The 14,871-nt window shown below is 38.5% G+C and carries 14 protein-coding genes; all 14 read left to right on the top strand.

Features of this window, described 5'->3' with window-relative positions; genetic code table 11:
* The first annotated feature begins 41 nt into the window (after positions 1 to 41).
* The 14 genes from F3H00_RS04680 (at position 42) to mnmC (ending at position 14,834) form a co-directional block, all read left to right on the top strand.
* Positions 42 to 1,013 carry an RluA family pseudouridine synthase gene (locus tag F3H00_RS04680; protein ID WP_148798804.1) on the top strand — a complete coding sequence of 324 codons (972 nt, stop codon included), beginning with the start codon at positions 42 to 44 and terminating at the stop codon, positions 1,011 to 1,013.
* Entirely contained in the window at positions 946 to 1,620 is a 675-nt protein-coding gene (locus F3H00_RS04675) for a fibronectin type III domain-containing protein (RefSeq protein WP_187422127.1), read from the top strand. The genes F3H00_RS04680 and F3H00_RS04675 overlap by 68 nt, the downstream gene beginning before the upstream one ends.
* Before the next feature lie 106 nt (positions 1,621 to 1,726).
* On the top strand, positions 1,727 to 2,152 hold the full coding sequence (locus F3H00_RS04670) for a fibronectin type III domain-containing protein (RefSeq protein ID WP_223155236.1): 426 nt from the start codon (positions 1,727 to 1,729) through the stop codon (positions 2,150 to 2,152).
* Positions 2,152 to 3,339 carry a tRNA (guanosine(46)-N7)-methyltransferase TrmB gene (trmB, locus tag F3H00_RS04665; RefSeq protein WP_148798806.1) on the top strand — a complete coding sequence of 396 codons (1,188 nt, stop codon included), beginning with the start codon at positions 2,152 to 2,154 and terminating at the stop codon, positions 3,337 to 3,339. Before F3H00_RS04670 ends, trmB begins: the two co-directional genes overlap by 1 nt.
* Positions 3,323 to 3,994, top strand: a complete 672-nt coding sequence (locus F3H00_RS04660) for a cell division ATP-binding protein FtsE (RefSeq protein ID WP_021091805.1) — start codon at positions 3,323 to 3,325, stop codon at positions 3,992 to 3,994. The genes trmB and F3H00_RS04660 overlap by 17 nt, the downstream gene beginning before the upstream one ends.
* Positions 3,981 to 4,796, top strand: a complete 816-nt coding sequence (locus tag F3H00_RS04655) for an FtsX-like permease family protein (protein ID WP_148798808.1) — start codon at positions 3,981 to 3,983, stop codon at positions 4,794 to 4,796. The genes F3H00_RS04660 and F3H00_RS04655 overlap by 14 nt, the downstream gene beginning before the upstream one ends.
* Positions 4,793 to 6,013, top strand: a complete 1,221-nt coding sequence (locus F3H00_RS04650; protein WP_103600545.1) for a murein hydrolase activator EnvC family protein — start codon at positions 4,793 to 4,795, stop codon at positions 6,011 to 6,013. Before F3H00_RS04655 ends, F3H00_RS04650 begins: the two co-directional genes overlap by 4 nt.
* Positions 6,014 to 6,086: 73 nt before the next feature.
* Positions 6,087 to 6,803, top strand: a complete 717-nt coding sequence (gene pyrH, locus F3H00_RS04645; protein WP_054196984.1) for a UMP kinase — start codon at positions 6,087 to 6,089, stop codon at positions 6,801 to 6,803.
* An 18-nt stretch (positions 6,804 to 6,821) separates the two neighbouring features.
* On the top strand, positions 6,822 to 7,037 hold the full coding sequence (locus tag F3H00_RS04640; protein WP_021091717.1) for a DNA-directed RNA polymerase subunit omega: 216 nt from the start codon (positions 6,822 to 6,824) through the stop codon (positions 7,035 to 7,037).
* Positions 7,024 to 9,213 carry a RelA/SpoT family protein gene (locus F3H00_RS04635; RefSeq protein ID WP_148798810.1) on the top strand — a complete coding sequence of 730 codons (2,190 nt, stop codon included), beginning with the start codon at positions 7,024 to 7,026 and terminating at the stop codon, positions 9,211 to 9,213. The genes F3H00_RS04640 and F3H00_RS04635 overlap by 14 nt, the downstream gene beginning before the upstream one ends.
* A 10-nt stretch (positions 9,214 to 9,223) precedes the next feature.
* Positions 9,224 to 10,429 (top strand): tyrosine--tRNA ligase, encoded by a 1,206-nt coding sequence (gene tyrS / locus F3H00_RS04630; protein ID WP_148798812.1) that lies wholly within the window; start codon positions 9,224 to 9,226, stop codon positions 10,427 to 10,429.
* Positions 10,430 to 11,521 carry a nitronate monooxygenase gene (locus F3H00_RS04625; protein ID WP_148798814.1) on the top strand — a complete coding sequence of 364 codons (1,092 nt, stop codon included), beginning with the start codon at positions 10,430 to 10,432 and terminating at the stop codon, positions 11,519 to 11,521.
* On the top strand, positions 11,518 to 12,957 hold the full coding sequence (locus F3H00_RS04620; RefSeq protein WP_148798816.1) for an N-acetylmuramoyl-L-alanine amidase family protein: 1,440 nt from the start codon (positions 11,518 to 11,520) through the stop codon (positions 12,955 to 12,957). Before F3H00_RS04625 ends, F3H00_RS04620 begins: the two co-directional genes overlap by 4 nt.
* On the top strand, positions 12,954 to 14,834 hold the full coding sequence (gene mnmC / locus F3H00_RS04615; protein WP_148798818.1) for a bifunctional tRNA (5-methylaminomethyl-2-thiouridine)(34)-methyltransferase MnmC2/FAD-dependent 5-carboxymethylaminomethyl-2-thiouridine(34) oxidoreductase MnmC1: 1,881 nt from the start codon (positions 12,954 to 12,956) through the stop codon (positions 14,832 to 14,834). Before F3H00_RS04620 ends, mnmC begins: the two co-directional genes overlap by 4 nt.
* The last annotated feature ends 37 nt before the right edge of the window (positions 14,835 to 14,871 follow it).

The raw sequence follows: 14,871 nt of genomic DNA, 5'->3' as shown, positions 1-14,871 counted from the left end.
TAATTTTTGGGCTAGATTATATCACAAACAAGGCTTTGATTTTGGTTAAATTTAATGTTTTAAATAGCTCTAGGCTCGACGTAGCAGTAGCGCAGGAGCTTCAAATTTCACGCAATCAAGCTTTAAATTTGATAAAAGATTCTCTCGTAAGCGTAAATTTAAAACCAGTCTCAAAACCAAGTTTTGTTTTAAGCGAAAATGATGAAATTTGTATAAATTTTGCTCCAAAAAAAGAGGTGCAAAACGAGTACGAAGTAAATTTTGATATACCAATAATCTACGAAGATGATGATCTAATAGTGTTAAATAAGCCTCCTCAAATCGTCGTTCATCAAGCCCCAAGCGTCAAAGAGGCAACACTTGTTGAGTGGCTAAATAAAAAAGGATTTATGCTCTCAAATTTAAATGGCGACGTAAGAGCTGGCATAGTTCACCGCCTAGATAAGGGCACGAGCGGCGCTATCGTCGTTGCTAAAAACAACTTCGCCCACGCCAAACTTAGCGAGCAGCTAAGCGATAAGAGCATGGGGAGGATTTATCTAGCGCTCACCGACTTGCCCCTAAAAGAAGACATCATCATCGACAAGCCAATCGGCAGAAATCCAAACAACCGCCTAAAAAAAGCGATCGTCGCGGACGCTAAATTTGCAAAAAGTGCCTTTGTAAATTTGCTAAGCGAAGGCGGGGTAAATTTGATAGCAGCAAAGCTTTTTACAGGCAGGACGCACCAGATCAGAGTGCATCTTGCTAGCATAAATCGCCACATTTTAGGCGATGATTTATACGGATTTAAGAGCCAAGGCGATAAAATAAGCAGGGTTATGCTTCACGCTTATATGCTTTATTTTATCCATCCAAGAACTGGCAAAAGGGTAGAATTTACCGCAAAAACGTATGATGACTTTAACCAGATAATTTACAAAAAAATTCCCAAGGAGATCTTTGATGAAAAAATTTGCCCTACGCATATTGACACCATTTTTAGCAGCTTTCTTAGCGGGATGCGGCTCTAGCGTACCGACTCAGCAAAGTATGTCACTGCCTACGATTACAAGTTTAAAAACTATTTCAGATATGACAGAAGTTGGCTTCGAGTGGAATCCAGTAACCGATGAGAGCGTCGTTGGCTACTATCTTTACCGCTCAAATCCAAATGATGCAAACTCAAAAATGCAACTAGTTGCAAACATAAAAGACCGCTTTGCTACGCACTATGTGGATCGTGATCTAGCTCCAGAGACAACTTACTCATACCAAATGAGAACCTACTCAAGTAACGCCATCTCTCAACCGGGCACGATCGCAACAGCAACTACAAAGCCACTGCTTGACTCAGTACCGTTTTCGCAAGCTATTACAGGGCTTCCAGGACGTGTAAAAGTGATCTGGAGACCGCATCCTGATAGCACCGTGGCAAGCTATATCATTCAAAGAAGTGATGCAGGAGCTAATAAATTTAGCCAAATCGCAGAGGTAAATGGCAGACTAAATGCCGAATATATCGATACTGAGGTAAAGCCTGGTAAGTCTTATGAATATAGAATTTTAGTTAAAACTTCTTCAGGTGTTGTCTCAAAACCAAGCCAAAATATCAGTGCAACGACAAAGGAGTTACCCTAAATCAGTAACAAACCTTCAGGCAACAAAAAATGCACCAAAAAAGATAATTTTAACTTGGGATTACGCGCCGGCTGAGGATTTTGCTTATTTTAAGGTTTATAGGACAGTGAGTAAAATTTTGCCTTACACATATCTGGCAAAAACGACTAGCAACACCTACGAGGATCTCATAAACACAAATGCAGCGACGAGGTATTACAGAGTCACAGCAGTCGATAAAGACGGCCTTGAGAGTTTAAAACAAGAAGAGCCAATCGTGGGGATAACGCTTAGTGCACCAAAGACTCCAAATATTAGCGCTAGCTACGATGGTATCGGCGTAAATGTAAACTGGAACGCAGTTGATAGAGCCAGTTCGTACACGGTTTATAGAAGTGGTGCAAGTGAGAAAATTTTTAGTGGCATAGATGGTACTGGACTTAGAGATGATAGCGTGCAAAAAGGAGCTAGCTATTCTTACAGCGTCGTAGCTATCGATGAGTACGGCATCGCCTCTGATAAGTCATCAAAAGCAGAAGTTAGCATAAAATAATGCCAAATTTCATCGCTTCGTCTTTAAAAGAGCTCTCATTTCCATTTGGTAATGACAAAGTCAAATTTCTTTGGCAGGCAAATGGGCGAAACGAGAGGCTCATCTACACAAAAAATGAAGAAGAGAGCTTTTTTCTAGTTGTAAAGCCCGGTAAAAATGGCATCGTCGTAAAAGGTGAAAAGCTTACAAAGCCAGCTAAAGTTGGTCTTTTACAAGAGGCACTGGAGCTTTTTAAGGAGCAAAATTGCAATGACGTAATCAGCCAAGCATTTGCTGTAAAAAAGACAAATTTGACTAAAAAAGTGAGTGAAATTTTAAGCCTTGAAGAATTTGTGCCAGCGTTTTGCGAGCTAAAAGATAAATTTAAAGAGATTTTCATTGAGATCGGCTTTGGTTCTGGCAGACACTTGCTTTATCAAGCTAAAAACAACCCAAATGCCCTAGTTATAGGCATAGAGGTGTATAAGCCAAGTATCGAGCAAGTAGCAAAGTTAGCTAGGGTAAATGCCTTAGAAAACGTGAGGCTTATAAATACCGACGCAAGGCTCTTGCTCTCGCTTGTTGGATCAAATTTAGTTGATAGAGTTTTTTTACACTTTCCAGTGCCGTGGGATAAAGCAGAGCATAGACGTGTGGTCTCATCGGTGTTTGCGCTTGAATGCGAGAGGATATTAAAAGTAGGCGGCAAATTTGAGCTAAGGACTGATAGCAAGGAGTATTGCGACTTTAGTTTGAGTAAATTTTTAGAGCCTACAAACTCAAAAATAGAAGCTTTCAAAAATAGAAATTTAGAAGTAACTAGTAAGTACGAAGACCGCTGGAGACGCCAAGATAAGGATATTTATGATGTCATTTATACTTGTGAGATTGAAAGTAGCGAGAGTGTTTTAGCTGGAGATTTTAGCTTTAAAGAAAAGACAAGCGTAAAAAATATCATTAAAAATTTCAAAAATTTCATCATCAAAAAAGAGGATTATTTTTTACATTTTGAAGAAATTTACACCATAAACGAGGGTGAAATTTTGCTAAAAGTTGCTTTTGGAGCATTTAATAAACCTGAGCAATGTTTTATCAAAATAAGCGATGAAAAAAGCGAATATTTTATAAAAAAACCGATCTTAATTCGTGAGAATTTAGCTGCACACGAGCTTTTGAAGGAGTATTTGGCTGATGCAAGAGATAATTAGTGCAAGGAATTTGAGCCTAGCTTATGAACGCGATGAAATCGTAATTAATAGCGTCAATTTAGATATTTATGCAAATGATTTTGTCTTTATCACAGGCAAGAGTGGAAGTGGAAAAAGCACGCTTTTAAAATCATTTTACGGAGAAATTTCACCCCTTGCTGGAGAGCTAAATGTCTGCATGACACAAATGGACGACATCGATGATAAAAGACTTTGTGAGCTTAGGCAGCGAGTTGGCATTATATTTCAAAATTATCGCTTGATAAATGAATGGAACGTGGAAAGAAACGTTATGTTGCCTCTCATCATAAAAGGCATCAATCAAAATGTGAGCAAAAAGCAAGTGGCTAAACTTTTAAAACATGTAAATATGCTTCATAAAGCTGATAAATACCCTCGTGAGCTAAGCGGTGGCGAGCAGCAAAGAGTGGCGATGGCAAGGGCTCTAGCGCACAATCCAAATTTGCTCTTATGTGACGAGCCAACTGGAAATTTAGACGAATACTCAAGCGACGTCATCTGGTCGCTTTTAAAATCAGCTAGGGAATTTTTAGGCACAAGCGTCGTTGTGGTGACTCATCATATCCCATCAACGCTTCGTATCCCATACCGCCACTTCGTAATAGAAAATGGAGGCGTGCATGAGATCGCTTAAAAATCATCTTGGATTCATCCTGCCGCTAATCGCACTTTTGTTTTCAGTGCAGTTTAGCCTAACTGCCGATAAGATTGTGAGAGATTATGAAAGACTCATGGGAAATGACTACAACATTGTCATAGTTTCAAGTAAAGAGCTTAGTGATACTATTTTAAAGCCAGTGGTTAGCAATCTATCTAGCATCGAGCCACTAAGTCCGCAAAAGATCATCGACCGCCTCTCAAATGACATCTCGGCTAAAAATTTGTCCATACTGCAAAATGCGCTACCTAAATTTTACTCACTAAAACTTAGCGAATTTCCGACACCGCAGTACATGGATGATCTAAAGCAAAAACTTTTAAAATTTGATGGCATCACAAAGGTTGAAACATTTTCAAAGACCCATGACAAAGTCTTTAAAATGCTAAATTTGGCAAAAAGCATATCGTATGCTTTTATGGCGATACTTTGTGTTGTTGGGCTTATGCTTATGCTAAAGCAGGCTAAAATTTGGCTGTTTGAGCATAGGGAGCGCATCGAGATTATGACGCTTTTTGGAGCACCTTTTTGGCTAAAATCAGCCATGCTTTATAAATCAGCTATGGTTGATAGCCTAGTTGCTACCATTGCAGTCGGTGCATTTTTCTTTTTCTTGCCTAGTTTTGAAATTTTTAGAGAAAATGCCGCAAGCATCGATGTAGTATTGCCTAGCCTTGATCCTTCAAGGGATATTTTTATTTTATTTGGCGTGGCTATGTTTTTAAGTATTTTTGCTGTTAGTTTGGTGATGAGTAAGGCTAGAAAAAGCACGATATGAGAAAAGGAATTTTTACATTTTTGCTAGCTTTTAGCTTAGCTTTTGCGTCAAATACCAAAGAGAAGATCAAAGACTCCAAAAACTCGCTAAGATCGAGTCAAGCGATGAGCGAGCAGCTTAGTAAAAAGTTAGATGATTTGGCTGGCGATATCGTAAATGGCGAGAAAAAACTTCGTGGTATAAGTGGCGATATCACAAATTTAAAGGGTCAAATTTCAGTCCTTGAGACAAATGCTTCAAAAGCACTTATTGAGCTTGATGATCTAACTAAGCAAAACAAAGAGCTAGAACGCACACAAAAAGAGCTAGAGCAAAATATGATAAGGATCATCGCAGAAGATTTGTCGTTTGATCTTTTGATGTCTGCAACTGAGGGCAAGCAAAGCGAGGAGAGCATCATCTCATCTCAAATTTTAACCAAGCTAAATGCCATCACAAAAGAGGATTTTAAAAGGCTTAGCCAGAACTATGAAGATACGATTGAGAAGATAAAAAATAAATCAAACAAAATAAGCGAGATAAACTCAAGCATCAAAAACTATAGACGCAAGCAAAGTGACTTGCAAAATTTAGAAAGTACGCAAAAAAATACTATAAACGGACTAAAGCGTGATAAAGAAATTTATAGCAAAAAGCTAGCCAAGCTTCAAGCTCAACAAGATGAGCTAAGAAAGACGCTAGAGCAGCTTGCTATCATGCAAAAACAAGAGGACGAAGCCGCACGTGCAGCTAGAGAAAAACAAGAAAAAGCAGCTGCAAGCAAAGGTGGTAAAAAAGGCGAAAAAAGCCAGCCAATGGGTGGAGGCTATCAAACAAGCTCAGTCAAAAAATATTCAGGTGCAAAGACAATCGCTCCTCTTGATAGCTACACTGTAAAGCAAAAATTTGGTAACTATGTAGATCCAATATATAACATCAAAATTTTTAACGAGTCAGTCACGCTTCGCTCAACCACGCCAGATGCCAAGGTCAAAAGCGTACTAAATGGCAAAGTGGTCTTTGCGAAAGCAACTCCAATGCTTGAAAATGTAGTCATTATAGAAAACGAAAATGGCATCCACACGATCTATGCTCACCTAAGTCAGATCGCACCGACGGTTAAGGTAGGCTCAGTCGTACAAAAAGGCTACGTCATAGGTAGAGTAAGAAATGATTTAACGTTTGAAGTAACGCAAAGAAACTACCACATCGATCCACTTGAAATGATCTCAAAATAGCCACTTTGTAAGTGCTATTAACTAAATTTAAAGCCTTTTTGGCTAGAATGCGTGAATTTTAAGGAGCAAGACAATGAGTAAAAGAAAACGCGTATTGGTTAAATTTTCAGGCGAAGCTTTAGCGGGAGAGAATGGTTTTGGCATAGATACGGCGGTGCTTAAATTTATAGCAAATGAGATAAAAGAGCTTGTCGAGAATGGTATCGAGGTTGGCATCGTGATAGGTGGTGGCAATATTATACGTGGTGTGAGTGCTGCAAAAGATGGCATCATCAAACGAACGAGCGGCGATCACATGGGCATGCTAGCAACTGTTATAAATTCGATCGCAATGCGTGAAGCTTTAGAACGAAGTGGGCTAGAGGTAAGAGTGCAAAGTGCAATCAAAATGGAAGCGATCTGTGAGACTTTTATCGTTGGACGTGCGCAGCGCCATTTGGAAAAAGGCAGAGTCGTTATATTTGCTGCAGGTACTGGCAATCCTTTCTTTACAACTGATACAGCAGCTACGCTAAGAGCTATTGAAATCGGCTCAGATATGATCATAAAAGCTACAAAGGTTGATGGCGTTTATGACAAAGACCCTAAAAAATTCAAAGATGCAAAACTTTTAAAATCACTAAACTATGAAAAGGCAATGAGCGATGATATCAAGGTTATGGACGATACTGCCATAGCTTTAGCAAAAGATAACTCACTGCCTATTTTGGTTTGTAACATGTTTAAGGCTGGAAATTTATTAAAAATAATAAATGAAGAAGAAGCAGCCCTATACTCAGTAGTAAAATAAATTTTAAAAAGGATAAAAATGAGAACAGAACAAATAACAGCAAGAGCGTTAAAACAAGTTGGCGACGATAGATATAAGCTTTCGCTTATAGTTGCAAAGCGTGCAGAAGCACTAGCAAATGGAGCAGTAGTGCTTGTAGAAGCCGATACTTCAAAGATGAAATTTGCTGACATTGCACTACTTGAAGTAGCTGAGGGCAAAATAGGCTTAGAGGCAATAGTTGAAGGAAAATAGTCTTTTTTTAGAGCAGCTAATAGAACAAATTTTACCTTGTAAAAATGTGTCAGAAGCTATAACGTTGCTTTTTTCTCTTTGCGAACGAAGCGAGAAATTAGACAAAGCTATAGATAGCTGTGTCACATCTCATGCTGGTCAATACCGCAAAAGTGGCGAGCCATACGCAATTCATCCTATCTTGGTAGCATCAATAGTGGCAAATATGGGTGGCGATGAGAGCATGGTCATAGCTGCACTACTTCACGATGTAGTTGAAGATACTGAAGTTACGCTTAGTGAAGTCCAGGCTGAATTTGGCGATGAAGTGGCAAAGCTGGTTGAAGGGCTTACAAAGATAGTTGCCATAAGAGAAAACAAGCTTGCAAGCTCAAGTAGTAACGAAAAACTAGCAAGCTCGGCACTAACTTTTAGAAAAATGCTTTTAATTTCCATTGAGGATGTTAGAGTTCTTGTGGTTAAGCTTTGTGACAGACTTCATAATATGCTAACCCTTGATGCATTAAAAATAGAAAAACAAAAACGCATTGCTGAAGAGACACTTATGGTCTACGCTCCGATCGCTCATAGGCTTGGAATTTCATCGATTAAAAATATACTTGAAGATCTAAGTTTTAAATATGCGATGCCAGAAGAATACGCCAAGATCGATAGCTTTTTAAATAAAAATAAGCAGCAGCTTAGCCTTAAACTAAATGCTTTTTACGAGAAAGTAAATCAAATTTTGCTTGAAAATGGCTTTATTGAGGGCACTTTTGAGATACAAAAACGTATAAAGCATTACTATTCGATTTATTTAAAAATGCAAAGAAAAGGTATTTCGATTGAAGAGGTGCTTGATTTGCTTGCTATTAGAATTCTTGTGCAAAAGCCGCTTGATTGCTATCTTGCGCTTGGAAATTTGCATATAAATTTTAATCCTCTTATTTCGAGATTTAAGGATTATATTGCGCTTCCAAAGCAAAATGGTTATCAAACGATACATACAACTATTTTTGATAATAAGAGTATTTTTGAGGCACAAGTTCGTACTTACGATATGCACAAAACCGCTGAATATGGTGTCGCAGCTCACTGGAAATACAAAAACGGCGAGGGCAGTTTACTAAATCCAAAACTTGACTGGCTAAACGACATTGGCATGCAAAACAATGAAGCTGAAAGTAACGTCGAAGAGCTTTATGAATATGCAAAAGATAGTCTTTACATAGAAGATATTGCGGTCTATTCGCCAAAAGGTGAGGTTTTTACGCTTCCACGCGGGGCTACTGCACTTGATTATGCTTACGAGATTCACACAGAGATCGGACTTTACGCAAAAGAAGCTTATATAAATCGCGTCAGGATGCCACTTTTAACAGAGCTAAAAAACGGCGATATTGTAAGGATTGTAACTGGCGAAGAGGCAAAATTTCGCTGTTCATGGATAAATAGCGTTCGAACTGGTAAAGCAAGGGCTACGATAAGAACATACTGCAAGCAAAAGATAAAAGATATAAATTATAAAATTGCAGTTGATATTTTAAAGTCGGTTTTTGGCGTTTCTAAAGATAGAATTTTAGACTGGATAGAGCATGAAAATTTAGGCAAAAAAGTTTTTCGTGCTGCAACTGAAAGTGATTTTTTGCAAGAGGTCGTAAATATGCTTAAAAAGTATATAAAAAAAGAGCGTCCTTTTATGATCTCTTTGGGCGACAAATATCAGGTTAAAAAGCAAAAATTTGAAAATATCGTAATCTATTCAAATCATAAAATTTCAAATGTCGAGTTTGACTATTGTTGTAACCCAAAAAGAGGCGATAGCATAGTTGGCTTTAAAAATGGGCACAATGTGACAGTGCATCACAAGCTTTGTGAGCGTGCTGGAAAGCTTATGGATAAGGGCAATGAGATCATCTTTGTCAAATGGACTAGAAATGCCCCACATAGATATAAAATTTTATTAAATCTTGAGAACCGAAAAGGCGCGTTGGCTGAATTTTTAACATATCTTGCTAGACTAGATGTAAATTTGGCTACAATCTCGCTAAATGAAGCAAATGACCTTAGCGGCGATACATTTGAGATAAGTGTTGAGATAGCTGAAAACATCGATGCAAACGAGCTAAGAGAGAAGATCAAAGATAGATATAAGATTATAGATTTCGTTTCACAAAGCGATCCATACCACAACTAGGAGAAAGATAATGCAAGATATAGCTGAAATTTTACAAGAGATAAAACGCGGTGTTGCCGAGATTATTGACTTTGAAAGAGTTGAGAATTTAATAAAAAACTATTATGAAAAAGGTGAAAATTTCTATGTAAAGGCTGGCTTTGATCCAACTGCTCCAGACCTTCACTTAGGACACACAGTCGTTTTAAGCAAGATGGCACTGCTTCAAAAACATGGTGCAATCGTGCAGTTTTTAATAGGCGACTTCACTGCTCAAATAGGCGATCCAACCGGTAAATCAGTAACTAGAAAAAAGCTAGATCAAGAGACAGTTTTAAAAAATGCAAAGACTTATGAAGAGCAAGTTTTTAAAATTTTAGATCCAAAAAAGACCGTGATAATGTTTAACTCAAAATGGTCAAATGAGCTTGGAGCTGCTGGAATGATAGAGCTAACTAGCACATTTTCAGTCGCTAGAATGCTAGAGCGCGATGATTTTGAAAAAAGGATAAAAGCTGGCAGTCCAATTTCAATTTGTGAATTTATGTATCCGCTTCTTCAAGGTTATGATAGCGTTGCGATGAAGTGTGACATCGAGATGGGCGGTACGGATCAGAAATTTAACCTTCTAATGGGTAGAACCTTGCAGAGAACATATAACGTTGGCAAAGAGCAAGCTGTCATCATGATGCCACTTCTTGAGGGGCTTGATGGTGTAAATAAGATGAGCAAAAGTCTTGGAAACTACATCGGCGTAACTGAAAATGCAAATGATATGTTCGCAAAAACGCTTAGTATAAGCGATGAGCTAATGTGGCGTTGGTACGAGCTTTTAAGTACAAAAAGCCTTGGCGAGATAGAAAATTTAATGAACGATGTAAAAAACGGCAAGTATCATCCAAAAAAAGCAAAAGAGGACCTTGCGTACGAGATAACAGCAAGGTATCACGGCGAGGAGGCTGCAAAAGCTGCGATGGCTGAGTTTAATAGCGTGCACTCTCAAAATCAACTCCCAACTGATATCAAAGAATTTAGCCTAAAAGCACCAGTTTGGATAGTGGAAGCTTTATCACAGTGCGAACTAAGCGAGTCAAATTCTCAAGCAAGGCGTGATATAAAGGCAAATGCGGTTAGCATTAATCAAGAAAAGATCAGTGATGAGCAGTTAAAATTAGGAGCAGGTGAATATATCTTGCAAGTCGGTAAGCGTAAATTTGCAAAAGTAAAGGTTGAATAAATGGAGTTAAAGCCATTAAAAATAGGAAAATATGAGATAAAGTATCCGATATTTCAAGGCGGTATGGGGCTTGGCATTAGCTGGGACAAACTAGCTGGTAATGTAAGCTTAGAAGGCGGCCTTGGGATAATCAGCTCAGTTGGTACCGGATATTATGAAAATAGAAAATTTATAGATAAAGAGCTAAATGCAAAGCCTTTTGGAAGTGAAAATTTCTACTCAACAAGAGGTCTTAGAGCAATTATTGAGAATGCACGAAAAATTTGTGGAGACCTGCCACTTGGCGTAAATATAATGTATGCTGCAAATGATTACGCAAGGGTAGTAAAAGATGCTTGTGAGGCTGGCATAAACATCATAGTTTCAGGTGCAGGCTTGCCTACAAATTTGCCAGAATTTACACAAAATTTTAAAGAGGTTGCTTTAGTTCCTATCGTCTCAAGTGCAAAGGCATTAAAGATCATCTGCAAACGCTGGTTACAAAGATATAACCGCTTACCAGATGCTGTAGTGCTTGAGGGGCCACTAAGCGGTGGACACCAGGGCTTTACATACGAGCAGTGCCTTGACCCTGAGTTTTCGCTATTTAATCTAATCCCACAAGTAAAGGCTGAGATAAAAGAGTGGGGTGATTTTCCGCTCATAGCAGCCGGTGGAATTTGGGATAAAAATGACATAGAAAAGGCAATATCGCTAGGTGCAGATGGCGTTCAGATGGGCACACGCTTCATTGGAACGCATGAGTGTGACGCGGATGCTGGCTTTAAAGAAGTGATACTAGCAGCCGAGGAAAAAGACATAGAGCTTATAAAAAGTCCAGTTGGCTATCCGGCTCGTGGGATTAGAACAAATTTGATAAATTTGGTAGAAAAAAGGATGGGACCAAAGATCCAGTGTATAAGCAACTGTGTGAGCCCTTGTCAAAGGGGCAAAGGAGCTAAAGAGGTTGGATATTGCATCGCTGATAGGCTGTTTGACTCATTTAGTGGCAAAAAAGAGACTGGGTTATTTTTCACTGGAGCAAACGGATATAAACTAAAAGAGCTAATAAGCGTAAAAGAGCTAATGCACAAGCTGGTACATGGTGAATGAAACGAGCGATAATCCTCTTTTTTATTGTTTGTAATTTTCTTTTTGCTGCGACAAATTCAGAGATATTTGCAAAATTTGATAAAAATTTTGCCAGCTCAAGCAGAAGTGCAAAGATTAAATTTCACAACGATATAAAAGATATCTATGTCGACGCGATCATCAAAAATGACAAAAATATAAAAAAACAAGCACTCACAAGACTCATAAACAGCTCAAAATCGCTTGGCTTTGACTCAAGTGGGTATATAAAAGATCTAAATGCACTAAATGGCGTAAAGAGCGCCAGTACGCCTAGTGCTGCTCTGACGCTACTTAGTGCCACAAAGGTAAATGACACTTTAGTGCTTAAGTTTAATACAAAAATTGATACTGCAAAACTAAAAACATCCTTTTTGAAGCAGCAAAATACATATAAAAACATTATGGATATTGATGGTAGATTAAATGGCAATTCGCTAACTTATAAAAATTTCATATCTGATTATATTCACATCTCGCAGTATGATAAAAACACTGTTAGAGTTATTTTTTCTGATAAGATCCAAAAGACTATAAAAGCAAATGCGACAGGCGATCTGCTTGTAATCAGCGCTCAAAATTTTATCTCAAACGAAAATGTAAAAATACCACTTCATAAAACTAAAAACAAAAATGAAGAAGTGCCACAAAAAGAGCCTGAGCCAAATTTAAAGCCACAGCCTGCACAAAGCGAGCCAGTGGCAGCGCCTTTGCCACCAGTTGCGGCTGGTAAATTTTCACGCAACAAAACGATCGTCATCGATCCAGGCCATGGTGGCACTGATCCAGGTGCAGTAAATGGCAAGCTTCAAGAAAAAACCGCAGTTCTAGGCGTAGCCAAAAAGCTTGGCGATATACTAAAAGCGCGTGGTTACAAGGTCTTTTTTACCAGGTCAACCGATGTCTTTATAAATTTAAGAACAAGAACAAAATTTGCAAATGATAAGATGGCTGATCTTTTTGTTTCCATTCACGCAAATGCCGCTCCAAATGCCACAAAGGCAAAGAGCATGCACGGCATTGAGACATTTTTCTTATCGCCTGCAAGAAGCGAACGTAGTAAAAACGCAGCCGCACTTGAAAACAAATCAGATATTGAAGAGATGAATTACTTTTCACAGCAGACATTTCTAAATGTACTAAATCGTGAGAAGATTATCGCGTCAAATAAGCTTGGCATCGATATCCAAAAAGAAATTTTAGCAAGTGCTAGAAAGGTCTATGCTGCAAGTGACGGCAGTGTGAGAGAGGCACCGTTTTGGGTACTTGTTGGTGCTCTTATGCCAGCAGTTCTTGTTGAGATCGGCTATATCACGCATCCGGTTGAGGGTGAAAAGCTCTTTAATGATGCTTATCAAAATGCCCTTGCAAACGGTATAGCAAACGGTATAGATGGATATTTTGCAAAAAATAGATGAAAAATGCAAATTTAAGCTTTAAAGGACAAATTCCATTTAACGAAGAGTTTGGTGACATCTACTTTAATACCGATAAACCTTGGCTTGAGAGCGAATTTGTCTTTGCAAGCGCACTTGATGAAATTTGGCAGAGTAAAGATAGCTTCATCGTCGCTGAGACTGGGTTTGGTGCTGGGTTAAATTTTTTCACACTTTGTAAGAAATTTAAAAATAGCTCTAAAAAACTTCACTTTGTTAGCATCGAAAAAAGTCCTATTAAAAAAGATGATCTTTTAAAAATTTATGAAAATTTAGGCATTTTTAAAGCTTATGCCAAAAAGCTGATTTCGCTCTATCCGCCTCTAGTTTCAGGCATACACCGCATAAATTTCGCCCCAAATATCACACTTGATCTTTGCTACGGTGAGGCTAAAGAAATTTTACCTGAGCTTGATTTTAACGCTGATATCTGGTTTCTAGACGGCTTTGCTCCAAGTAAAAATGGCTCAATATGGAGTGAAGAAATTTTTAGAGAGATCGCAAGACTAAGCAAACCCGGCACGATAGTTAGAACTTACTCATGCGCAAAAATGGTTAAGGACGGTCTAAAGGGTGCTGGCTTTCTACTAAGCCTAAAAGAGGGCTACGCTAGAAAACGTCAGATGAGTAGCGCCGTGCTAGAAAAAAAGGATGAAAATTTAAAGGATGCTTGGTTTGCAAGATGTGAGCCACTTGCTGAGTCAAAAGGCAAAACAGCACTTATCATAGGAGCTGGCGTGGCCGGACTTGCAACAGCTGGCGAGCTAGCCAAAAATGGCTTTAAGGTTGTGATCGCTGAGGCAAAGAGCGAGGTGGCCACAAATGGCTCAGGCAATCACTGTGGCGCTTTGATGCCTCTAGTTACCAAGCCTGGTGTAAATTTAGGCCGCATGCATTTAAACGCATTTTTGCAAGCAGTGAGATTTTATAAGGCAACTTTGCCAAAAAGCCTTATCAAATTTAACGGCTGCATCGACTACGCATTTGATGATGAGTTAGTTAAGAGATATGGCTCGTGGCAGGATCAAGGCGCGGAGGAAATTTTTAAATTTGATGAGAGTCTAAAGCCATATCCTGGCATTTTTATAAAAGATGGCGCATACGCTAGACCAAGAGAAATTTGCAAATTTCTATCAAAAAATTTTGAAATTTTATTAAATCACGAGTATGAGAGCAGAACACACCTGCAAAATGGCAAAATCAGCGTTAAATTTAAAAACGGTAAAAATTTAGAGACTGATATTTTGGTCTTTTGTACTGGTAGCAAGAGTAGTGAAATTTTTAAGGACTACGATATGCAAATAAGCAGTGTCAGAGGCCAAGTCACGCACCTAAAACCAATACTTAAAAATACTTTGCCACTAAGCGCAAAAGGCTACATCTGTCCAGTTGTAAAAGGCGCGCAAGTTATAGGAGCAACTTACGCCAGAAATGAAATTTGTGACATGCCTAAAGTTGAAGATAATACTAAAAATTTAAACGACGTAAGTGAGTTTTTTGATATCAAAAAAGCAACTATTATCGGTGCAAAAGTAGGCTACCGAAGTTATAGTGGAGACAGGTTTCCGATAATTGGTGCCTTGCATGACGAAGAATTTTACAAGCAAAACTACAAAGGGCTATTTTGGAGTAAAAATAAAGACAACAATCCAAAAGCAAGCTACGAAAAAAATGTCTTTGTAAATTTTGCCCACGGTTCTAGAGGTCTTGGCACAGCGATACTTGGAGCAAATTTGATAGCTGATCTTGTGCTTGCTCGCCCACTTTGTATAGAAAGATCTCTATTTCATGAGCTTCATCCAGCTAGATTTTTGATAAGAAAACTAAAAAAAGGGATTAAAATTTTAAGAGAGAATTAACAGAAATTCCTAGCACGAGATACTAGGAATTTCTTGT

The organism is Campylobacter concisus (genome assembly GCF_902460845.1).
Taxonomy (GTDB): Bacteria; Campylobacterota; Campylobacteria; order Campylobacterales; family Campylobacteraceae; genus Campylobacter_A; species Campylobacter_A concisus_X.
Note: the sequence above shows the minus strand (reverse complement) of the source record. Positions and strands in the feature narration are given on the sequence as shown.

What these genes read in the sequence shown, in the direction of transcription:
- F3H00_RS04660 (WP_021091805.1), top strand. Translation starts at nt 3,323, where the DNA reads ATGCAAGAGATAATTAGTGCAAGGAATTTGAGCCTAGCTTATGAACGC.
- F3H00_RS04620 (WP_148798816.1), top strand. Translation starts at nt 11,518, where the DNA reads ATGAAACGAGCGATAATCCTCTTTTTTATTGTTTGTAATTTTCTTTTT.
- F3H00_RS04640 (WP_021091717.1), top strand. Translation starts at nt 6,822, where the DNA reads ATGAGAACAGAACAAATAACAGCAAGAGCGTTAAAACAAGTTGGCGAC.
- trmB (WP_148798806.1), top strand. Translation starts at nt 2,152, where the DNA reads ATGCCAAATTTCATCGCTTCGTCTTTAAAAGAGCTCTCATTTCCATTT.
- F3H00_RS04675 (WP_187422127.1), top strand. Translation starts at nt 946, where the DNA reads ATGAAAAAATTTGCCCTACGCATATTGACACCATTTTTAGCAGCTTTC.
- F3H00_RS04625 (WP_148798814.1), top strand. Translation starts at nt 10,430, where the DNA reads ATGGAGTTAAAGCCATTAAAAATAGGAAAATATGAGATAAAGTATCCG.
- F3H00_RS04650 (WP_103600545.1), top strand. Translation starts at nt 4,793, where the DNA reads ATGAGAAAAGGAATTTTTACATTTTTGCTAGCTTTTAGCTTAGCTTTT.
- F3H00_RS04655 (WP_148798808.1), top strand. Translation starts at nt 3,981, where the DNA reads ATGAGATCGCTTAAAAATCATCTTGGATTCATCCTGCCGCTAATCGCA.
- mnmC (WP_148798818.1), top strand. Translation starts at nt 12,954, where the DNA reads ATGAAAAATGCAAATTTAAGCTTTAAAGGACAAATTCCATTTAACGAA.
- pyrH (WP_054196984.1), top strand. Translation starts at nt 6,087, where the DNA reads ATGAGTAAAAGAAAACGCGTATTGGTTAAATTTTCAGGCGAAGCTTTA.
- tyrS (WP_148798812.1), top strand. Translation starts at nt 9,224, where the DNA reads ATGCAAGATATAGCTGAAATTTTACAAGAGATAAAACGCGGTGTTGCC.